Consider the following 23,093-nt stretch of genomic DNA (forward strand, 5'->3'; position numbering starts at 1 on the left):
TCACAACGCGTGCCTCACGCATTTGCTAGCATGTTATGAAGGGCTGATTTAGGTTAGGAGTAAAACTAAATTAAGTTTAAATGGGAAAATTAAAACAAAGCATGTATTACGTAAATTTAGTTCAATTTTAGTGGGAAAATATTTAAATTATAGGCAACTATTTCCTATTATCTACCGAAAATTATCTGATCATGCGAGAGCTTGCATTATGAATAAATATTAATATGAACCTGCATACAGTATGTCAATAATATTGAATAATAATTTACATTGTATTCATCCTTACTGAGCCCGATAGTTTGAATGGTTATTTGCTTAACACAAGGCATTGATAATAAATTTTTTGGCACTTGATTAATGCTTGAAATAGGGTTTTCATAAAAATATTATCACTGTATATAAGATGATTATTAACAAGTTATTCAAAGTATTTTACGAGCTTTACTTAGTTTTTACTGTCAGCGTTTTCCATATGTTCTTAGGACATCCAGTCTTTGATCATAATAGAGTGGTGTAGGACAGGTGTTTTTAGCGTGACACCGTGACAAGTCTTATTCTATATAGCTTAAAGGCATTTTATCTTTGTGACAACATAGTTGCCTACTAGAATAAAGGATAGATGCAAAGCCATATTATCTAAGGTCTGTCCCGGTGTCACGCTTACAATAATGCGAATTTTATGAAAGTTAATAGCTCTTTAATGGATAGTTATACTATGTCCTATTAAGTGCAGTTGGCTAGCCCAACTTAAATAGTTAAAATCCCTTGAGAATGCTTTTTTAAAATTAATCAGTCACATGACACCTAATTTTGTGTATAAGGCTTTTTTGCTTATCATATTAGCGTCTAATGGAGCTAAACGTAATGCAGCTTTTAAGTAGGCTACTGCACCTGAGTAATCACGCATTTGCTCGCAAACTAGTATTAATTGACAAAGCACTTTAAATTTCATTGGCGTCTTTTGATTCACTTTTTCCAAGAGGGCTCTTGCTTCTGGATACTTGGCTTCAAGACCAAGTATTGAGGATTCGAGATACATTGTAGTAGTGTTTTCTTCTGCAGCTTGCTTTCGCTTTAATAGCCAATATTTAGCCTGATTAATATCACGAATTTGTAGATTTGCTTTAATGATTAATTCGAATAGATCTAATGGATGCTGCAATTCGCCCTCTAACAAAACTGCTCTGTTCTCTTCAACAATCTTTTCAAACTCAAACAAGCGGTTCGCTCTATATAGTGCAATGAGTTGTTGGTGTAATGCTTGTAGATCTTTACTACGATTGTATTCTTGGGCAGAGAGTAGAGCGGCTTTTTGATAGGCTTGCTCAGACATGGCAGCTATTACTGCACTAGACCAGTCTTGCTCAGGTTTACTTTGATATATAGGGTTGATAGTTATTGATTTAAGTTGTTTCTCAACGGCACTATCAAATGCTTCAACTAATAGCGATACTGACTGATACCTATGTCTAGGTTGTTTTTGAAGGCAAGTCAGCACTACTTGCTCTAAATCTGAGTGAATAAAGTTATTAATTTCTGTAGGTCGCCTAAAAGGTGCATGGCGTTGAACTTGTGCCGGCGTATTATGTGGTAGTTGCCCTGTAATTAGTTGGTATAGTAGTACTCCTAGACTGTAGATATCTCCCAGTAGCAACTCTTCCAAGCTACCTTTCCGGCTATACACATTAGAGAACTCAGGTGCTGAATAGAGCACGGTGCCGCCATTTTCCCTAGAGCGAACGTAAATCTCATCAGGTAAAGCTGAGCTACCGAAATCTGTGAGCTTCACTAAATCTTGCTCGCCCACCAAAATATTATGTGGTTTGATGTCACCATGAGAGATTGGCACTGATAGATTAGCCAAGTAGTGTACAGCGTCAAGTACTTGCCGATAGATACTGAAAAGTCGCTCGTAAGTTTGACCAAAATTTCTCTGATGGTCATCTAACTTTTGCGCCAATGTTTGACTGGGAAAGTATTCCATTTCAATATAAAACCATTCATTCTCGATTCGGCCCATATCAAATATCTGTACTATATTAGAATGCGCCTCGATCCCCAGTAGCTCTTTTCCTTCAGCTAACTCTCTATCTTTACGTGTCATATCTTTAGGTATTTTAACTGCAACAATTTGATTGTCTTGTAAGCGCTCAGCGCGCCATACCCAGCCATGACTACCATCACCCAAACATTCTAGAAGTAAGTATTTATCACCCAAGCGCTTATTTGTGCCTGGTAAGAAATGTGCTGACTTTATATTCACAGTAACACCTCATTGTGAATTCGGTCTAATGCTATTGTTGACAGGCTTTTTATAAATATAAACCTGCTAAGAGTAACTTCTAGATTATGATGAGCAGAAACACGGTTACCAGTTGAAGAGGTAAAGCCATATTTACAGATATTTTTTAGACTTTTTACATCAGGTGCGTTTACCAATCCTTGGCTCCAAGTACTGAGTACAAGTTGTATTGGGGAGTGCTGCCATCGCTGCGCTGATTCAAGTAGATTTTTCAGTTTCTCTTCTAGCTTAAGCTGACTAGGTTTTGACCCATCGTATCGCTCAAATTCAATTAAGCACAGCGGTTTTGTTGCGTGCATCTCAAACCATCCTGAATCTGAGCGTATATCTGCACCAGAAGTCCCAGGCGCTGGACATTCAACAACTGCCATGTAACCTTGATCATGACCGAAGGTATTCCAAACACTACAACCTAAGCTATGTACTAGAACATCTTGATCTATAAGTTTTGCACTGGTTAATAATGGAAAGTTGTTTGATACCCACTCAAAGTTGGGCAAAGTCATATTAGCCATTAAATGAGCCCCAAACACGTAATACCTCTGGCGATTCACCACCATGAATGAGAGCTTTACTACCAACTTTAACTAATAGGGGCGCAGGGATTGAACGTCCGCATACTAATGCTTCACCAGTAGATAGACTTGGTAACTCATCAAGATCAGCTTTACTTATCATATCTGAGGCCTTAGCAATAAAGCGTTGATCGTCTGGATTTTTTAGTCGCATAGTAATTAGAGTATTACATTGTGAGGTTACGTCAGGATCTAGTTTAGATGGTCGTTGGCTAACAATTCCAAATCCCACACCAAATTTACGTCCTTCTCCGGCAATTTTTTTAATAATGCGATGACTAACAGCTTTACCGCCTGCAGGTGCAAAGCTGTGGCCCTCTTCGTAAATGATAAAGCAAGGACGAAGTGGATCTGTTTTACTTGAGGCCGCTTTAAGGATTTCACTGGATAATAGAGCACAAACGACTTGTTTCGCTGTATCACTGAGACCTTGCAAGTCGACAACAACTAAGCGTCCTTGTTGGTTGTTAGGACGGCCAATCATTTTGTAGATGTCAGTGGGCTCTGACATGGCGGCACTGTAAAAGCTTTTGCCTTCATTAAGCACTCTAGAGAGCTTCATAGAAGCGACTGCAGCACTTCTACCAGAGAGTGCTTTAGCTTCTGCTTCAGACAAGTCGCTCCATTCTTTTAACTCTTCGAGTCCATCGCCTAAAAAGTGTCTCAAGCGGTTAATATCTCGTGGTTCCGTCTTATCAGCATAGCGCCAGTAACGAATAGCAACGTCTAAGACACGTTGCTGTGGTTCAGTGAGTCCTGGAAGAATTTCAGCGATGTCATCCATCTCGAAATGATCAAACTGCAAAGCTAAAGGTGTGTTTTTACTAGCATACTTGTGTTTGAATGACTCATTTTGCGGCGTATAGATTTGAATGCCAGCACCGGCAGCTTGCAGCTTTTCAAAAGTTTGTTTTATGAGCGGTAGGGTTTCTTTATCACGCGTATCTTCACTAATATTCAAGTCGTCTGCAAACTGCAAGTTACCACCAGCAAGTGCCTTGCCGTACTCACCGTGAGGATCAAACACTACAACAGTACCGTTATTGAGAGTTACCAAGCGTTCAATAATTCTACCCACAGTGTATGACTTTCCTGAACCTGTCATAGCTAATACTGCCATATGCTCAGTCACTAACTTGTTCACATCAATAAAAACTGGAACTGTATTTTCGCCCTTGTCGTATCCAACCAAATTACCAAGATGGAGGCTTGTATGCTCATTAAATTCGTAAAAATCACTTAAAAACTGGAAATCAACGGTTTCTACAGCAGTACCGGGATTTAAAGGTCTACGTGGTATTTTTATTTGTCGTGAAATAGGGTCGCGATAGCCGACTAACTCAACTTGTGCGAACATATTCTCGCCAGTAACGTTTGCACTTGGTAGTAGTTCTAATTCAGTAACGCCATCACCAAATCCAGCGTTGTAAAGCATATTGCTACGATTTATTTTAGTTATTCTTCCTAATACGGCTACTTCACCTTCATCCTTTCTTTCTTGATGCATAATACGCACAAATTCACCGCGACGAACAGCAAAAGAGTCTTGTACGACCATGGTTAATTGGTTTGCGTCGCCTGTATTACCAACGAGTTTTCCCAAAACTTTATATACCATTATTCAATTCCTCATCTAAGCCAGACAACCAGCGAGTTTCAATATCATTATTTTTAAGTGCACCATGTAAGCTTTGGCGATAAAACTTAGTAAATTTGGGCAAAACCCCCAGTTGCTGATAGCCTAAAAGCTGAGGTAGTGGCATAGCGTTAGCCTTGCTTTGCATATCAAGCACCATTAAGCGGGCTGCTACTAAGTCTAGGCCTGTCGTTTCCCAGTCTGGCTCGTCGCCAGCAAGCTGTACCATCTTTATTTGGCCACCACGAGCACTGCGATAATGAAAACCAATTAAGCCTTGTTGAACTTCTATACTTGGCTCTATACGATTTTCTTTTTCAGACAAACGAAACGCAATAGTACGTGAATAATTTCCTAAAACCCCATTGATAAAGCGCAGATCGCCAACTCCAGCTAGGCTTTCATCTAAATCAGCTAAGTTCATCATACGCTCTTCAGAGAACCCATCACTTAAAAGTATTTGTTGACGGCCTTTTTCTGAACGTAAATCTTGTTTGGCAATGCTAACGATAGCACTAAAGCGTTCTGCTAGTATGCTGGCGAGGACTACACCTTTCTGGTTCCATGGAAACAGTTTTGCACGGTTATTTTGCCAAAATGTTTCAATAGCCCGTAAGGTATTTTCATATTCTTGCTTATGGCGAATATTTCGATCGAGTGGTGCCATATCCCTTGCCAAAAATAGCGGAGTATCTAGTAAAATTAAATCACAGGGCTCCCCACTTAGTAGTTGTTTTTCCACTAATTGATAAGCTTGACGAATCTCTATCAAGTCTAGACGCTTACGCTGTGCTTCAAAATCAATATCATCGAGTTCGGAAACAGAGTCGCTACCTTGTGTGCTAACTTTATTGTCTTCAATCAGCAAGTCCGTGCGGACAGCAGCACTAGCATAAATAAATCCGCCAAGCGCTCTATCTATGCAAGATTTAGTTGCAATGCCTGATACACGGAGATTAACCACAGTTGACTTTGGTACTGCTTTAACCAATCCAGCATCATGAAACAATGGAGCCACTTGCTCAATGTCTCTAATTTGCTTAAGCAATCTACCAGCACTTCCTGGCAGACGTAACTGGCTATCTATCGCTAAAGACTGTGCTAAATTCATATTTTTCATTATCGCGTCCCGGTTCTTAACTGTTCGCATAATAACTCAGCATAAGCCCAATAGTCAGAATTCATGAGTATAGTGGTACCTTTTTCAGTTAGCCTATTTTCACTAATAAAGCCGTATTGGCATAGATCTAGCCAGCGTTGATCAATTGCTAGGGTAGAGGTATCAAATAACATTTTAACCGCTTGATGCTGACAAATCTCTTTCGCTGTCAATCCTGGGATGGCATAGATTAGGAGTAATACTACCTCATCTTTTTTGTCAGGAATAAAATCAGCCTTATTAACTTCAACTATAGAGGGAGTCGTATCTCCCGAATGAGTAATTAGCCAATTTAGCCAATCCAATAATATATCGCTATGATCTAGTAGGTTTAGAGACCAAAGGGGTAAGGTAGTCATCGCAAATAGACCACTGTTACTGTGTTTACGAATATATCGCGTATGAATTACATCAGCTATCTGATGAAGGGTTGCGTTCGAGCTGCCACTAAAACCTATAATTTTTTGGGTGATTTCATCGGCTAGTAATTTTGTTAGGCCATCAGTATTAGCATCGATAATATTTGGAGCGGCTGCCAGATGCCAATCAATTTCAAGTTCAGGTGCTTGCCAGCAGTCAGTTTTACTGGTTAACGGATCCACTACTAATGCTGCGCAACCAGTTTGCATTGACCAATGATACAAGGTTCGCCAATCTTCTACTTGGTTTAACTCATCACCTTGCACCAGTAGTAAACCTTGTTGGGGTGGGTTGGATTGCCAGTCACTCGTCAATGGCTGCGCTTGTACAATACTATGCAAAAAACGCCCTTTGCGATTACTACCCAGTTTAGCTGATATATATATTGTCACTAAGCCCCCAAGCTTTCTGCAAAAGTTAAACGCATTTTTAGGATGCCTTTATCTACCAATATTTGTTGTTGCTGAATGTTCAGCTTTGGCTCTTCATTCTGATTAATGGACTCATAGATACGTTGCCACTCATCTAATGAAAGTCCAGTCCCACTAAGTGCTTTATTAGCTATTTCTTTCCAGTCATGTACTGTTCTATCACATATCAGTAGCACCTCACTTACCATAAGCTCTTTCATATCTGAGAGATTCAATACAGTAGCATGAGGGCTAGAATGCTGCTGCGAGATGAATAAAGGCTTTAGCATGGGTAGCCAGGCATTAACCTCTTTAATAGAGTTATCTTTCATTTGATTTAAATGTTGACTGATTTTTATTAGATCGCCATGTATGGGGGCGATTTGACCACGGGCAGGCTTTAATAGCTCATCTGGCAAATCTCGAAGGGCAGTAAACTGACCATTACGAAGGCTGGCTTGTATCAGCTGTCGTTTTTGTTCAGCATCAGAAGGCAAATCTTCTATTGCGTCTTCGATTAACTGTAGTTTATTAATCAATTTAGGTAGTTCTGCTATATCGTCTGGATGGGGGTAAGCAGCAGGAGCATCTGCTAGCTGCCTGTGCAGGCTCGCGGCTTGAGTCTTCTGTTCAGTTAAGTTGTCCAATAGCTTTTCAAAGCGTGTTTTAAAATCACGGTAACTCGTCAGAATATAGCCTTGAATCTCAGCAAGAGGCAGTTGTTGTTCGCTTTGTAGGTTCAATCCGACTTCAAATGCTAACGCATTCAATTTATTCTGTGAATGAGGTAAATCGAGTTTTCTTAAATAATGTAACAGTGTATCGCTACCAGCTTGCTGCTCTCTTTTACCTGTGACACTTGTATTATCTTCTTTCAAGGCTCCATCAAGAATATGGCCTATGGTACGTAAAGAATTAGTATAAAGAGATTTTGGAAAATTGCTTAGAGTAGAGACATCGTTCTCAATGTCTGCGATTAAGTCGATTAAACGTCTATTAATTTTTTCAGCACTATCTTCAACGAACTCCGCAAACAAACAGGCTTGTTCGACACGCTGGAATAATGAGGTAGTCTTATCCTCTAAGTTTAAGTCATGTGAGCTCTTTAAGTTTATTTCAGAGCATTGCATAGGTTTTACTTTCGCTACTAGTGCTAATATCTTAGCTCGTTTAGCGATTAAACTAGCAAGTACACCTGTATCACTGAGGTGAGAGATATCCTGTAATTGCTCTTCTTTTTGTTTCAGGTCTATAAAAAGCTGGCGAGCTTTCTCAAGTTGCTCTTTGGCTTCCACGGTAGCGTAACCTAATGAGTTTCGACCAATAGGTGCAAATATATCGTCTATACGACCTTGACCATAGACTCGGCTCATCACCTCAACTTTGGCTTTGTACCCATCGATGCTATCGTCATTAAACCAGTTATTGGCTTCGATAATCGCATTATCTAATCGGGATCTTGGATAGTTTTGCCACAAAGCTTGTCTATCGTTAGGGTTTTCCAAAGTTAGAAGGTTTAGTTCACCACACCACCACATCCACTCATCAAATACACTCTTCGCGGTGTTGTTGGTATCAGAAACATAGCCAAAATAAAATTTCTGTTTGAAAGATTCGAACTTCCAATTCCATTGTTTATTGGGATGTGCGATACGAGATAAAAATAGTGGGATTTGTGCCTGACTACGCTGCGGATTGTTAAGCTCAGTAAACAGTTCTGCATGTTCATCAGTAGTAAAGCCTTTAGATATAGAGCTACCAGGAACTTTTAATTTGTCTAGTAAGCTCCCGAGTTCGTCCGATGCAACACCATGTTCACGTTGTAAATCCATCAGACCATTGAGGTTGGGATAGTCGATGGCTAAGGTATACCAGCCTTTAAATAATAAGTTGCGATCATTCGTTGATAGCTTGCCATCCGCTTTAAATGGCCAAGCAATTAAACCCCGCTCATGCAAACGATGTCGCCATTTTTGAATAGCATTGGTTGCAAATGTTGTTAGAGCATTTAGCTTATTCCTAAATTTTGCAGTAAAGCTCTCAGTGTTTAAAGTAATACTGTGTTTTTCGCACAGCGCTAAGCTCAAGCCTATACGCTCTAACTGATCTGTTTCGCTAGAATTCACATAGTGTAGTAGTACTGCATCACGCAGTAGAGAGCCATTCTCTAAACGGCTGTATTGCTCCATTAAGTGAGCAGAAGCCGTTAGTGCCAACACAGGTGTGCGACCATTTTTGCGTGCGTAATCAGATGCAAAGTCGTGCAATTGGTCCAACTCAGTTTTATTGCTTATCCATGCTAGTAATACTTTGCCATCGGGATGTAGTTTGAAACCATCTAATGTAAACAATCCGCCTCGTGGTTCGCTAAGCAGTACTAAAGGTTGACCATTACTACCAGCACTATTACTTAGTAGGGTTTGATCGTATCTCCAGTTGTTGTCTAATAAACGGATAAAGCCTGTCAAACGAGCCAAAGATTTTAGAATGGGCTTGTGATTACTGTCCTGTAAAAGCTCAGCCATGGCTTTTTTGTGACCATCACCCATACTAGGGTCTTTAAAAATAAGCGAGTTTTGTTGTACGCTGCGGTAGCGCAAGTCTAGTCGTAATAGCATCGCAACGCTGGGTCCAATGTGGGTCGCTTCATTTATATCAAGCTCGGTCGCTTCACCGACCAGTTTTTGCCATAGCGCATCGGCGGCAAATTCAATCGCTGGATGATCATATAGTAAGCTCAGTAAGTGCTTAAACTCACCTTTAGACAGCGGTAGTAACACGGCATGTTTATCTTCGCTTTGGACCTGCTCTTTGATAGAAAAGGTAGATATATTATCGAGCAAAGTATCTAAGCTAAGGGCTTGTTCTACAGCGGGATAGTACCATTCTTCACCTTCACGTCGGAATTTGGCTTCTTCTAGAGCTTTTCGACATTGCCAGCGTTCTAGACTTAACTTGCGGTAAAGAGCGGCAATCGGCTCTTCATCTTCATTTTTAAGCGCTAATAAGTCTTGAGCATTTGCTATTTGATTGATTCGAACAGGTAACTGACCATAGAGTAAGTTTTTACATTCAGCTAATAACGTTTGATCACGAGTTTGAATACCCTCAATAGCACCTTTATCTAGTACATGCTTGGCCACTCGACCAGAGCCTGCAAGTACCGCTTCAAACAGCTCTCCAATATCCTTTAATTGAGGGCCTGCTTGTTGATACTGATATAAAACAGCATCAACGTTAGCCATAATGACGTTAAACCAACCAAAGTTTGCGCCGCTCATCGCATAAGCTGCTTCTACCAAGCCAGTAGGGTACTTATGTGCTAGCTTTTCGTCTCCGTCTAGGCTTGCTACGTAGTCAGAAACATCGGCAAATGCATTATGCTCTAGCTCAACCAATTCAAAACGACGGGCAACAGATTGAATCTCCCGAAGTTGTTGTCCCAGCAGGGGTGAACATAGCGCCACATAACGCAGCCAATGTAGCTTACGACGAGGGTCCTCTTCCTTGATTGCTTTACCAATTAAGCGAATAGCTTGACCATCTAAGCGTTTACTATCATCATCTTCTAATCCAAAGGTGGCAGCTTCAGCTACAGTTTCCAGCTCGTCTAAGACTACAAGCACATAAGATATGCCAAAGCGTTCTAATACTTTATATGCGGCTTGAACAAGATCTACTACCAATGTCGGATCGGTATATAAGTCTTCTTCGCTATGGTTGGCATTGAGCTCTAAAGCATCCGCCAAATCCTGCGCAGTGAAACCAAGCGGCATTAAACGCTCATAGGCTTGCTTGGCAATTTCACTTTGAATTGAACCATCAAATTTCTGCGTTGCCAAAGGCAATAATGCCTGATACAAGCCAAAGGCAAACCAGTTATCAGAGTTCTGATAGTCCGAGGCAACTTGAGAGTAGCGAATATAGAGCGCTAAATATTTATCTTGCGCTTGTGAGTCGAAAAGCTGCTGATCATGTAGACTGCCATTTTCATCACGTACAAACCAACCTCTAGAATAGTCATTTATTTGTGCTACCAGCTCATGGCCCAAGCGCGATTTACCGCGGCCCCATTCAGCCTCTATCGCAAAAACATGGGCAAAACGGTCTTCTTCATGGTCTACGGTGTGTAAAAAGGTTTGAAAGCGCTTGAAAAATCGACTTTGGCCTACCAACGGATCACTCGGTGGATAGTCAGAAACACCAGTAGCTGCCCAGCGATGTTGCTTGGCAAGCGTAGCAACTGATTGGTCATTTAATTCAAAATTCATAGTCCACTTCCTTGAATATTAATAAGCTTCGCTGCTCGTATATCTCGTGCCGTTTGTTTCATAGCTTGTTGTAAACGCGCGCTTCTATAGCCAAAAATAGGTGCTAGTGGCAAGCTATAGCAAGTATCACTAAAGTCTGGATTAATGCTATAAAGTCCTGCTTCGTTACGTCCACCTTCCTTAAACTGCCAAATTTGGTAACTTAGTAGGTTGGCAATTAATGGTGCTAACGCTCGGTTTAGGTCATGAGTATTTGGTATTTTTGGATATAGCGAGATGTTTAAATTGTTAAATAATGCCAGTAAAAACGCTGCCAAATTTCCAACATTGACTTCATCACCTTCTATCCCTTGCACGACCACACTGATTTCTGTTGGCGAAAAGGCATTCTGGTTACTGGGTAATGTAAGTAGCAAGCTATCGCGTTGTTCAGCTGCCCAAGCATCTTGTACAAATACGAGTAAGCTTAGAAGAAATAACCAAGGTTGCTGAGTGAATATTGTTAAATGTGATGAAGTGTCACTACTTGAACCTCGTTCAGTAAGTATCCACGATGCATGAGGTTTAGTTTGATTTAATAGAGAATAAGGTAGTGCTAGTAAACGTCTTGCACACCAGTTTTCATCAAGAGCTTTAGGATTATTATCAATGGGCGGTAGAGTGGCTAGTGTTGAATCGGCTTCGTGAGCGCTACGCTGAGCGATACTATTCAGCTGATAACTGGCTTTTAAAATCCTAAGTAGGGCTGGCAAGGCTGCGTTATCATGCAGGCTATGTCCGATCAGCTCGTACTCTAGGTCACTCAATGGTCCAGCACAGAGCTGAGGATTCACAGAAGTGTCTTCCAACGCTTCTAGCACCCATGCGCTGGCATTACCAAGTTGGCTAATGATTTTGATCAGCATCTGCGGATCGCGCATATTACCGGCTTCACGGCAGCGTGCAGCAGCCAAGCATAGCCAATGTGCACGGTATCTTGGGTTTAAGCCTAAGAGAGCCAGTTGCCATTCACCAAGTTGGCTTAATGTGCTAAATGCTATCAATAGGGGGGCGGTCAGAGTATATGCAATTGGAGTATCTGAATATTCATTGTCGCTAATAGGTTGTAACAGCCCGTTTTGTAATAATGGCATAGTAGCGAAGACCTCAGCAGCTGGTTCGGCAGCTATGCCGCCTCTTTGCCAAAGTAAGGCACAAGTTGTGCTGGCACGTTCCGCCTGAAGCAGCAATGAAGTTTCGCTGATGGCCATCATCGCTAGTCCTCACTATCAGCAGCAGTGGCGCTTGCCAGTAAGCGATAAAGCTCATCTATATCACTGAATAGTGGCGTAGCACCCTCTACAGCATAACCTTCGCTACTGAGTTTACTTAAGATAGTTTTATCTAGTGTGTTGTCGCCATCCTCTAGCGCTTGTTGGGCTTGAATCAGTTGTTCTTCAGTTAGTTGGCCTTCGATTAGCGCTTCGACTAGGGTTTTGGCTGTTCTTATGAGCGATTTTGACGCTCTAGTAGTAAGCTCATAATTTTCTAGTAGAGTTAAACAAGTTGTTTTTTTATTTAGAACATAATCTGGGATGTATAATGCAAGTAACTCTTCTTGACCAATCTGAGGCTGTACAGCGCCATAGCTAATCTTGTGAAGAAGTATTTTTCCGGCAGTAGAGTTAAGAAAGACTGAGACGGCTGCAGCTGTTTCTTCTTCTTCAAACTCTAAACGAATAAGATGACTACTTATGACACAACCCTTATCTAGTATATTTACTTTGATAGCTGTACCGATAGAGCCTGTTCTTACCACTAATACACATCGCTCATGAATTATAGCTTTTGAAGGTATGCTGATATCTGATCCAATTTGGGGAGCATCTTGTACATTTAACCGTCCTGAAGATACTTCTGTTACTGTAATATAGGGTACACCTTCATTAACAAAATTACGCTCTTCAAAGCCGTTGGCAATAGATTTAATCAGAGAGCCTAGTAATGTACCGGATTTTTTAGTAAAACGTTCTACAGCAATTGCTTTACTATCATAATATTTAGGATCAAGACGATTAGATAAGTCATTTAATGTTGGGTGACTAATTTTGGCGTCAGGTGTGTTACAAGCTACTAGATACTCACTTGTATTCAAAACTTGTTCAATTTCTGATTCCAGCTCTTTAGCCCAAGCGCGTAGTTGCTCAGCCTGACGAACTTTATCTCCAATATATTTTTGTGCATCTAATTCAACTTTTGGAATTATTAAAGCCCTGATACTTGGAAAGTCAATTGCCGGACGTGTTGCGCCATAAGCCTCGCGCCAAATAGCGATCTGTCCAGTAGGACAATTTAAATATGCAACTAAAAAATGAGAATCTATTTTTTCAGAGCTAGGTTTAAAGCGAACTGAATGTTGGCTTATGTTTCCTGGTAGATGATCAGCTCCTACTACGGCAGACTTACCAAATTTAGCACCAGTAATCGTGAGCAGAATGTCACCCTCTATTAGTCTGCTACGCTTTAATTTTTCATCATCTTCATCGGTAATATAAACAGCTTCTTCTGATACTAAAAACATTTCTTCGACTTCAGAGGTTCTGTAAAAACGTACACGACCTTTTTCGAGGTAGTTAGCACCTAATGGTGTTGCTCCACTTGAAACTCCATGTTCTGAATTGATCACTGATTCAAGAGATAGGTTGCCTAGGTTTTTAGCTATTTTATTAATCTGCTTTTCAAAAGACGGCTGATAGTGCCAAGGATCTATTCTTCTATCTGTTAGCTTGGACGGTGATTGTTTATAAATGACTACCATTACTCACCCCGCTTATAAGCAGAAGCAATTAAATCTAAATCGTTTGACACGCCGGCGTTATAGTCTTCGATATTATTTTTCACCAAATAACCTAACGTTTCAGCCACTGCCATAAACACATCAGTTTGCGGTTCCGGTAAGAACTGCTCAGGCTGATCAGGACTGGCACGGCGCTTTTGTAAATACATGATTGAAGTCTTCGCACCCGTACCAGACAGTTTAAAACAATCACTGGGTAGTGATATCACCGCTCTTACGATGGCCTTACCACCGACGAACTCACCTGTTTTTTCATCTTTTTTACCCATGATGTACTCACGCACGTAGCGATCGCCTGAGTTACATAATATGCCATCAGGTAGTACAATCATCAGTCGCCCACCAGGTTTAAGTAGTTGCAAACAGCGGTCTATAAACAGTACAGCGGGATCAATGCTCGCACCAACTGGCTTCCAGTTGCCTTTTTTATCAGGCTTACTGCCAAGTGCCAAGCCATCAGTGGAAGGTGCCAGGCTGTAAGTTGGCTTTTTATCAGTGCCACCGGTCTGACGTAAGTCGGTACGGTAGCCGGCCCATTTAGGATTTCCATTTTCATCAAGATATAGGTCGCCAGTATCATCCCAACGCATTTTTAGATGGTCGTAATAGGCGTTGTAACTATCCGCCATCTGTTCTGTTGGTCGAAAGCCACCAAGTACTTGCTCCATGTTGGCTTCATAGTTCTTTTTCGAAGCCTGTCCATTCTTGCCTTTATCAAATTTTGGTGTGCCAAACGGCGGGTTAGTGCAGATAAGGTCAAAACTGTTAGGCTTAAGTGCTGCAGTAGTCAATGAGTTGTCCGTATAGAATATCTGAGCCTTTGGAGCGCCTTGCAATGCCATATTGACTCGTGCCAGCATAACCATACGCGGTGCAGCATCAGCACCAGTGAAGCCTTCATTGCGTAGTTTTTGTTTTAGTGCTTCTTTTTCACGATCGTCTAATCCACCAAGCTGGGTATCGATAAGATGGTCTAATTGACTTAATGCCACTGAGCCAAAGCCAAATGAACCACAGGTTGGATCACAAAATCTGAAGTCGCCATTAGATAAGCGTGCGATAGCGTCATCGTCTTTAGCAATATCATTGATGGCTATCTCTAACATGGCTTGCTTGACCGGGTTAGGGGTGAGGTAGACACCTAGGCCGCCTTTGGATTCAAAGTTAGCACGTAGGAATACATCGAATACTCGGCCTAATAAATCACCAGAGACATCACCTAGGGTGCCGTTTTCTTTTGCTGTGCGTCCATCATTATTGATAACGGGACCAAGGTTTTGTAAGGCTTCAAGTAAATCTTCATAGTTTTTCGGTACAGATAGTCTCAAATGAGTATCGTCTGAAAAAATGGCATTTTTCGATCCGTCATCACTGGTGACAATATAATCCTCATGTGATTTAAACTCATTAAAAGCATCTTTGATTAAGTTGACCGCTTTCTCGCCTTCTTTCTTTACATACTGCCAATTAAATACGGAGCTAAATAGGTGTTTATTGCCCTGTTTATCAGTGAATTGAATATCAGGGTGGTAAATACGGAAGCTTTCTAAAAACAATAGCTTAGCGACTTCTTCAATAATATCGTTTTTATCGTTAACTTTATCTTTAGTAACGCGATAGACGTTTTCATGAAAAGCATCAAAGCGGTGCATTAGGCGCGTATAGATACGCATGGACCAGCGAAAAGTGGGATCACGCTCTAACCGATCAAAACTGTTTAATTCCTCTAAGCTAGGAAGAACATCGACACCATGGGTACCATCAGAGCCATCAGAACCAAATAGACTCAGGATACGGTTGTTAGTACCATCGCTGATAACAGCGAATACTGGCCAATCACTGTCAGTGTCACTGAGTAGCGTATAGGCTAAATCATCAAACTTAGCCGTATCAGCAGCATTTTCCCAATGACCTTCTGCCAGCGCTAGTAGCATGACAGGTGGCGTTAGATTGCCCTCTACCATCCCTTGTACTAAGCCTGCTTTGGCAAAATCGTGCGATGATAGCTCTAATACAGGTTGGTCGAAATTTCGATGTTGTTTAACCAGTTGGTTAAATAGGTCAGTGAGTTGAGCTTGTTTATTACTCTTATTGTCTTTTGCCATGAGATTTTTTGATTCCTAAGTTTTGGTGCTTTGGTTCACAGATGGTTGTTTGATAAATGTTAAGTATCAAGTACTAAAAATGGTCCTTTGACGCTCATTTGTTGGTTTTGTTCAGCCAGTTTACGTAACTGCTGCTCAGTGATAGTCGTGCCAGCTGGTAGTTTCTTTAAAACTTGTGTGAGAGGCATACGCCCACCAGAATTTCGCAATAGAGTAGCTAGATGCTCTGTGATATTGGAGGTTGTTTGATATGCTGATTTAGGTTCGTTTAATACATGACGTGCTGGCAAGGCTGCTAGCCATAGCGCTACTTGGGCTTGATTAAAACCTAAAGAATGCCAAAGCTCCTGCTGTTCACTAAAAAGGTCGTCTGCAGATTTTTCTGACGTTTTCAGTTGATCAATAAGCTGATTAAGCAGTGAGTTTTGAGTTTCTTGATACATAGCTATTCCTTGATTATGGCTTGTTCAGTTTGCTTTAACATCCAAGTGTCAAGGTCACTCCGTTTAAAACGCCAAGCATTGCCTACGCGAAATCCTGGTAACTCATTACTAGCTGCCAATCGATAAATAGTTCTCTCATTGACTTTGAGGTATTCGGCCACTTCTTTAATAGTCAATACTTCACTGTCCATGACGAATAGCTCCTAGTTATGTCGAAAGAGTACATATAAATACAGTTTATACTAGCGGCTAGCCGTGTCAATGAATTACGCAGTTTTTAAGAGCAGGCAAGTCTTAACATTATTTTTGAAAAAGGATGCAGCTAGACAAAAAAGCCCAAGACCTGTGTTAAACAGATCTTGGGCATTTAGGAAAGGGCGTGCTTCAATATTTTAGAGAATGCTTAAGTTTGTTGATACCTTAAGATATCGAAAATATAGGTAAATGCTACGATAAATAACGTGAAAAAGCATCTTCGAAGTCTGTAATATCGTAGCCCTTACCTCGTACTTCATTACCGCGTAAGTCATGCGCCCTGATATCTTTGGATGAAATTTTGAATTCACTCAATCTTTTAGCGATTTGTCGTAAAGTGATAGGCTTTCCATGATTTAAAGTTGACCAACTCATTTCTGGGTCTCGACGTAACTCAGTTAATAAATCCCTACTTAAAAGTCTATTAGTTTGAGTTAAAATAAAAACGGTTCTAATATCAGATAATAGCTGCTCATTTGAACTGGGCTCCTCGCTATCACTACCTGATATTTCGATACAAGCTTTATAAGCCTGCTCTAGCCAGTTATCATCAAGTATAGAAGCAATTTTAAGCAAGATTTCCCAGTTATCCTGTGCCCGATCGTTGACGCAAACAGGTAGCACTGGCATAGCTGCTTTTACCGCTAGCATATTATCATCAGACCATCTAGCGAGTTTTGATTGGATAGTATTAGTGACATCTTCAGGTAGATCGCGAACCCGTTTTTTTGTCTCACTTTTCATTTTTCGACGCAGTGTTAGAGGTATTGATCGATCTATTAATGTGCTAGGGATTTTGCCAATACCCGAGATGGCTTTAGCGCCATAAACATTGAATGGTATTAACTTGTTATCATCACCAAAACAGCGCATAACATATGGATTATCACGACTATGTCCCGCATTTAGTACGCCGCGTATACCTTCATTCTCATTGAGAAACGTGTCAACCTCATCAATAAATAATGTTGGTTTGTAGGCTTCAATGCAACGAAATAGCGCTGGCCCTGTGATGTTAGATGTCGATAGTGACCGATTGCTTATCCTGCTCATCAACGTCAACAGCGTGGTTTTTCCACAACGTTTTTCGGGCGCATTAATCCAGGCAATTGGCAGTATATGGCTTGCTGGTATTACCCAGGTCATCAATATCCATAGTGTAACAGCTACTTTAACTGCGTCAGTACAAGCTATGTGATCGTCCAATATCTGGGATATTTGGTCAGCTAATAGGGCGATGTCTGCTACTGGTTCTGCGTATGGCTCAGTATCAACGACCAAACTATCAGAGGACTCAGACTCCAATCTACCTTTAGCTCTCTTGACCAGCTTATCCAGTGATCGAACTGACATATTGTTGAGAGATTTCGCGGTTTCAGTGCGTTCTAGTTCATACTCTAGTTCTGATAATGTAGCTAGTCTGTCAATCGTAGCTTGTGCTAAATCAGAGCTAATTTTTAGGTCTTGTTGTGGTAAAATAATCGATGATGGCTCGTCAATGTCATCTGTAGTGGTTTTTGAGAGCTGGTCATCCTGCAAGATGAGCAGCTTTTTTATTGGGTCAGCTGATTGCTTATCGGCTAACTCAGGAAGAGAGATATAATCATTCTTACTCATGATTATCTCTCCCCATCGTTAGAGGACGCAGAATGTTTCTCTATCCATTTGTTTATATCAGATAGACGCCAGAGGCTAGCTCCATCTATTTTGATGGGCGCTGGGAATCGATTCTGTCTAATCATCTTATAAATATGTTTGGATGAGAAACCTACGATACCTCGTTTGGCGCTTTTAGCAGTAACTGTTTTCTGGCGACCAGACTGGGTAGTATATGTTCGTGCCTTGATTTCGGGACAGTTAGCAAGGTCTGACATTCGTAGAAATTGTTCATTCGTTTTCATTATAGTTTACTCCGCAGCATGGTTATGGCCAGTAGTAGCTAGTGCTGTTGAGTAATGATAATCGACAGATTTAATAAATAGTATAGTTATGCGCGCATAATAAATTTTATGATAAATTACCTTTTGCAGCTTCACTTATCAATTTATAAACATATTCATAAGTAGGTTTCTCATCTGTATCTATGTATTCTTTAATGTACCTCGTAGTTTCAGCATATTTTTTAAAACCCTGCTCCTCCATTATTGCAAGATACTCTTTTTTCTTCTGTTGTCTATACTCAGACTGTGGAGCCCATCTAGCTTCAGATGCTATAGTGCCGTTTAAGGAAGCCATTTTTTCGAAATAATCATTTCTATCGTAACCAATTTGCACAGCACTGCCAGCGAAAAGATACATTGCGAAGTCATGGTAATTTAAACACAATTCGTATGCAGTTGACTCATAAGCTATCAGAGCTATACTCTTAAAAATATATATTCTAAAAATCTCATCTAGCATAATCCCAATTCTTTTAATCTCTTCAATGGAATGAGGATTTAATATTTTATGAAAAATTTCACGTTTATTCTCAATATCATCTAAAGATTCATCAATTTTAATGAAGTTGCTTTCTATATATCGGTTCAAAGCATACTGATCTATATCAACATTATGTATCTCAGGGTCATAACCTTCTGAGTATTTTTTTATATTTTTAAAAAAATACTCATCATCAAATTCAAATTTCGTATCTACATAGTTTTTAGCAAAAACTTCTACGCTATCTAAAAAGAAAATGTTATTTCTTTGCTTATGGATATGACATGTTTCATGCTCTAGAATTCGTCTAGCTATATCTATAGTTCTTGGCTTAGATATAGTCTGTTCTATAGCAGTATTTACGTTTTTAAAATTCTGCTTTGTTAAGAAGTTTTCAAAAGATTTTTTGTTTGAAGAGATGGTGGTTGATTGATTACTGGAGTTCATCGATTATGCCTATATAATAGTTAAGATTCATAGAAGATATTTATGAAAGTTATATACTTTTTCTTACTAATTTTTTAATACTTTAAAAGTAAATTCGTTCTGTCTTAAATAAAATTTCTATATGTGACTGCGTGACAAAGCATGTAGAATTCTAGTAGCTGGTAAATTTATCAGGGACGTACAACTTTAATTTAATATTATTTTGACATGTAGGAAAGCTGTAATTAGTTTGATTTAATTTGTTTAACGATCTGTATTAATAGATCAGGCGACACACCTTGTGCTTGTAAGCTTTTTATTAAAACATCTTTATCATGCAAAGCTATATCGACCGCTTGCTCATCACGACTACGCATTTTTTTAGTAATTTCATCTGGCGTCATTAAGTCAAAATTAACAGCCTTGCCAGCTCGAAGGTCATCTAAATGATTTGCCCACTGGTTCATCATCATTTGCCGTTCTGCTAGATGGGCTGACAAGTCATAACGTTTTTTTACACTGGACTGCTCAAGGTGGGCTAGCTGTATTTCTATAAGGTTTTGACTAAACTGCAACTCGTATAGTCCTGTGCTGGCAAGCTGCCTAAAGCCATGGCCTGTCATTTTAGGGTAAGGGTCGCCCGTGTAGCCCATACGTTTTAATGCCTGATTGAACCATACATCGCTGTACGGTTTGCTACGCTCAAAGTTATAAAATACGTAACCCGTCTTTTCTGTCAAAGGTCGCATGCGCTCGATAATGGCCATTGCCTGTGGTGACAAGGGAATAATGTGATCTTGACGCATTTTCATCTTATGCGCTGGGATACGCCAAACATTTTTATGATAATCAATCTCTGACCACTCAAAAAATCTTAGCTCTTTCGTTCTGACAAAACACAATGTCATCAGTTGCATGCCAGCGATAGTCTGTTGATGCGCATTTGGATTGTCTGCACCGTATTGATCAATATTGCGTAGTAGCTCAGGGAATTGGTGCTGCTCAATAGCTTTCATGCGCTCAGCTTTATGAGGTCGTAATGCTTTGCTGCGACCATAAGCGATGTTGATGATATCGTAGCCTAATGTATTGATAGCATACTCGAAGACTGAGCTGATCAAGGCAACGCACTTGTGCGACGTATCGGTCGTCCATTTGCCTCGTTCTTCAAAATAGGTTTGGATTGCTAGCCCAGTTTTGATGACGTCCTGTGCAGTAATAGAGGCAATAGGGTAGTCACCAATATGAGGTGAAATATGCTTATCTAAATAATTATGGAGTTTTTGAACGTTCTTGGGTGTAGTGCTAGATCTTTCGTTAATATAGCTCTTAGCGATAACTCTGAATAAATCTTTTTGCTCAAAGTTATTCTTTTCATGACTTTTGTATTCAGTAGGATCAACGCCATCACTGAGCAGTGCCTGAGCTTTATCACGTGCTAGCCGCGCCTCTTTTAGCGACACCTCTGGTTTAAAGGTAGAATCAATAGCTTGTTTGGCTGGCTTATAAATACCAATTTGATACGTTTTTTGCTTAGGTTTGAGGTCTTTGTCAGATTGATAGCGATAAGTCATCTGCCAAAACAGTGAGCCATTTGGATGTTGTATTAGATATAAGTTGTTGCCATCACCATGGCGTGTGACTTTGGTAGGCGTAGACTGTTTTGCAATTGCTTTCACGCCAGCGTCAGTTAATCGGTAGTCTTTTTTTCTTGTCATGGCTTATACCTCAAGGTGTTAAGAGGTTTAACAACAACCTCACTGCATAATTAACAACAAAAAATGACGTTGCATGTTATTTAACAACGCATTTAACAACATTTTAGAGGTGCTAGTAGGTAATGGCAAGTGTTTAATAAAGACTAAAAACTATGTATGATAGGTGTTTAAAGCGATTGAGGTAATGCGAGGTTATGTCTAAATACAATGATTGGTGCGCCCACCAAGACTCGAACTCGGATCGATCGCTTAGGAGGCAACTGCTCTATCCTGTTGAGCTATAGGCGCATTATGGAGTGACATTGTAGGAAAAAGTAGTTATAAAAGCAATCAACAAAAGACAAATAGAGACAATTTGTCGTTACTCGCCATTACTTAGGGCGTCAGCGACATTTACAGTATTGGTATTTGATGTTTTTTGTGCACGTGATGTTGGATTAAATAAGTCATCTACGCTATTTTTATAACCTTCGATATTATAATAATCGTACTTTTCTAATATATCTTGCCCCGTGCTCGATAGTAAAAAGTTACGGAAGTTAATAGCAGCAGTATTCTCTGTCAAAATCACTCCTTCAAGCGTTTGCTTATCTCTCAATGCATAACTGAAAGAATTTAGGGTACGTGCCTCTGCATTATCAATCTCAACAGTATCAGTCTCAGCAGTATCTACTTTTTCATCATCAGTATTACGGATATTTGCTTTGTCTTGGTTTGTTTTATCTTGAGCGGATTTTAGCTCTGTTTGTAACGGTGTGAGACGGTCTGCAGACAAACTGTCGTTAGCGATGATCATGTCTACATTAGTTACTAATTCTGTGCGTTTATTATGGCTAGAATTGTTATCTGATAATGTTAAGAGGTCGTTGGCGGGTACATAACTTGCTAACACCTGCATATGAGGGTAACGAGATTCGAAGCTAACGATGATATCGTCCAAGGGTGCTTGCAAGTTCTCTTCTGCCTTTATGTACAAAGTACTGTCGGTGAGGGTATTCACCTCGTCCTGAGTGGTGGCTGACGGTTCATTTGCATTTGCCATGATCGGTAGTGGATCTATATTTTTACGATTACTGCTCCACAACCAAGTAAAAATAGCGATAAAGATTACTAGCAGCAATAAAATTAGCCCAGCCAGTAGCAGCTTGTAGTCTTTCATATATTACAGCTCTTTTATTAATTGGTTTGTGTCAAGTTTACATAAAATACGGGATTTGACTTATGTTTTAAAGCTGTTGATGCAACACTTCATCTGCTAAGTCCGCAAGCATATCTGCAAAAACATCAGTTTCTGAATCAGGTAAAATTTTTTTCTCGTTATTATTCTTATGACTAACTGTATTATTTTGATTGAATGGCGCAGGTTGCTCGTTTGAAGGAGAAGTAAGATCATTGTTAATGGCTTTTACTTGGTGTGCGGCCAATGGCGATTCGCCCATCGCAAGCTTGTCTTTAAGCCATTTAAAACCATGGACTTCCCACCATGCCTCAAAGCGTGGCAGCGTGCTACCACGCACCGCGACAGGCAGATTCAACGTTCGTAGTTTTTGTGCGAGTATAGGGTCTTTGATGGCTTGATGGATGCTCAAATAAAGCGAGCTACTATCATCGGTATAGGGCTGTCTGTTTTGCCATGATCTATCGTCGATTTTCATGCGCGGCAATGCCCACAGCTCACCGCGATAGTATACAACATATAAACGTCGTTTAGGATGAACGAAAATGGCATCAATGGGACGCAAGGGCATAGTATTAAGTTATTCCATTAAAAAGGGTTATGGATATAAAAATTACAACAGTTGATTTGACAAAAATACTGAATATTTGATTCATAAATATGAGGCATTATAAATGCGACACTATCTGTCGCAAGATATTATAATAGTGGCACGCGTACTAGTAAACGATAGCTATCGATGGCACACTAATAAGCAGCCTATTTTATGATTATTATAAATAAATGCTAGTGAAGCACTGATGGTTAATTACTTTTGCCATTTTCATAGTGTTTATGACGTTCATGCTAGCAGAAATACATTGTAGTAACGACCGTGAAATATGGATTGGTGAGTGTCTTTCGTGGTATTCCTTAGCAGACATTAATATGCATTGAACG

General features: G+C 40.2%; 17 protein-coding genes and 1 tRNA gene. All 18 read right to left on the bottom strand.

Annotated elements, in window-relative coordinates; genetic code table 11:
* Positions 1-793: 793 nt before the first annotated feature.
* Positions 794-2,263, bottom strand: a complete 1,470-nt coding sequence (locus JFC10_RS08110; RefSeq protein ID WP_227685979.1) for a serine/threonine-protein kinase — start codon at positions 2,261-2,263, stop codon at positions 794-796.
* Complete coding sequence (locus JFC10_RS08115; protein ID WP_198332420.1) at positions 2,260-2,817, bottom strand: hypothetical protein; 558 nt, start codon at positions 2,815-2,817, stop codon at positions 2,260-2,262. Before JFC10_RS08115 ends, JFC10_RS08110 begins: the two co-directional genes overlap by 4 nt.
* The gene (locus JFC10_RS08120; protein WP_198332421.1) at positions 2,810-4,495 is read right to left on the bottom strand and encodes a helicase HerA domain-containing protein; all 1,686 of its coding nucleotides are present in this window, start codon (positions 4,493-4,495) and stop codon (positions 2,810-2,812) included. Before JFC10_RS08120 ends, JFC10_RS08115 begins: the two co-directional genes overlap by 8 nt.
* Positions 4,485-5,633 (bottom strand): hypothetical protein, encoded by a 1,149-nt coding sequence (locus JFC10_RS08125; protein WP_198332422.1) that lies wholly within the window; start codon positions 5,631-5,633, stop codon positions 4,485-4,487. The genes JFC10_RS08120 and JFC10_RS08125 overlap by 11 nt, the downstream gene beginning before the upstream one ends.
* On the bottom strand, positions 5,633-6,433 hold the full coding sequence (locus JFC10_RS08130; protein WP_198332423.1) for a hypothetical protein: 801 nt from the start codon (positions 6,431-6,433) through the stop codon (positions 5,633-5,635). Before JFC10_RS08130 ends, JFC10_RS08125 begins: the two co-directional genes overlap by 1 nt.
* Positions 6,434-6,483: 50 nt before the next feature.
* Positions 6,484-10,773, bottom strand: coding sequence for a hypothetical protein (locus tag JFC10_RS08135; RefSeq protein ID WP_198332424.1), 4,290 nt, complete (start codon positions 10,771-10,773; stop codon positions 6,484-6,486).
* On the bottom strand, positions 10,770-12,026 hold the full coding sequence (locus JFC10_RS08140) for a hypothetical protein (RefSeq protein WP_198332425.1): 1,257 nt from the start codon (positions 12,024-12,026) through the stop codon (positions 10,770-10,772). Before JFC10_RS08140 ends, JFC10_RS08135 begins: the two co-directional genes overlap by 4 nt.
* A 2-nt stretch (positions 12,027-12,028) precedes the next feature.
* On the bottom strand, positions 12,029-13,570 hold the full coding sequence (locus JFC10_RS08145; protein ID WP_198332426.1) for a restriction endonuclease subunit S: 1,542 nt from the start codon (positions 13,568-13,570) through the stop codon (positions 12,029-12,031).
* The gene (locus JFC10_RS08150; protein ID WP_198332427.1) at positions 13,570-15,714 is read right to left on the bottom strand and encodes an HsdM family class I SAM-dependent methyltransferase; all 2,145 of its coding nucleotides are present in this window, start codon (positions 15,712-15,714) and stop codon (positions 13,570-13,572) included. The genes JFC10_RS08145 and JFC10_RS08150 overlap by 1 nt, the downstream gene beginning before the upstream one ends.
* A gap of 59 nt (positions 15,715-15,773) precedes the next feature.
* Positions 15,774-16,157 carry a hypothetical protein gene (locus tag JFC10_RS08155; protein ID WP_198332428.1) on the bottom strand — a complete coding sequence of 128 codons (384 nt, stop codon included), beginning with the start codon at positions 16,155-16,157 and terminating at the stop codon, positions 15,774-15,776.
* 2 nt (positions 16,158-16,159) lie between these two features.
* Positions 16,160-16,348 (bottom strand): methylation-associated defense system helix-turn-helix domain-containing protein MAD1, encoded by a 189-nt coding sequence (gene mads1, locus JFC10_RS08160; protein WP_198332429.1) that lies wholly within the window; start codon positions 16,346-16,348, stop codon positions 16,160-16,162.
* 256 nt (positions 16,349-16,604) lie between these two features.
* Positions 16,605-18,029, bottom strand: a complete 1,425-nt coding sequence (locus JFC10_RS08165; RefSeq protein ID WP_198332430.1) for a DUF3631 domain-containing protein — start codon at positions 18,027-18,029, stop codon at positions 16,605-16,607.
* Positions 18,030-18,031: 2 nt separating this feature from the next.
* Positions 18,032-18,313 carry a helix-turn-helix transcriptional regulator gene (locus tag JFC10_RS15120; protein WP_198332431.1) on the bottom strand — a complete coding sequence of 94 codons (282 nt, stop codon included), beginning with the start codon at positions 18,311-18,313 and terminating at the stop codon, positions 18,032-18,034.
* A 106-nt stretch (positions 18,314-18,419) separates the two neighbouring features.
* Complete coding sequence (locus JFC10_RS08175; RefSeq protein WP_198332432.1) at positions 18,420-19,280, bottom strand: hypothetical protein; 861 nt, start codon at positions 19,278-19,280, stop codon at positions 18,420-18,422.
* A 224-nt stretch (positions 19,281-19,504) separates the two neighbouring features.
* The gene (locus tag JFC10_RS08180) at positions 19,505-20,977 is read right to left on the bottom strand and encodes a tyrosine-type recombinase/integrase (protein ID WP_198332433.1); all 1,473 of its coding nucleotides are present in this window, start codon (positions 20,975-20,977) and stop codon (positions 19,505-19,507) included.
* A 212-nt stretch (positions 20,978-21,189) separates the two neighbouring features.
* A tRNA-Arg gene (locus JFC10_RS08185) sits at positions 21,190-21,265 on the bottom strand.
* A 73-nt stretch (positions 21,266-21,338) separates the two neighbouring features.
* Positions 21,339-22,136 (bottom strand): hypothetical protein, encoded by a 798-nt coding sequence (locus JFC10_RS08190; RefSeq protein ID WP_198332434.1) that lies wholly within the window; start codon positions 22,134-22,136, stop codon positions 21,339-21,341.
* Positions 22,137-22,203: 67 nt separating this feature from the next.
* Positions 22,204-22,725: a hypothetical protein gene (locus JFC10_RS08195; RefSeq protein WP_198332435.1), complete on the bottom strand. Its 522-nt coding sequence runs from the start codon at positions 22,723-22,725 to the stop codon at positions 22,204-22,206.
* Positions 22,726-23,093: the final 368 nt, after the last annotated feature.

Source organism: Psychrobacter aquimaris, assembly GCF_016107525.1.
GTDB lineage: Bacteria > Pseudomonadota > Gammaproteobacteria > Pseudomonadales > Moraxellaceae > Psychrobacter > Psychrobacter aquimaris.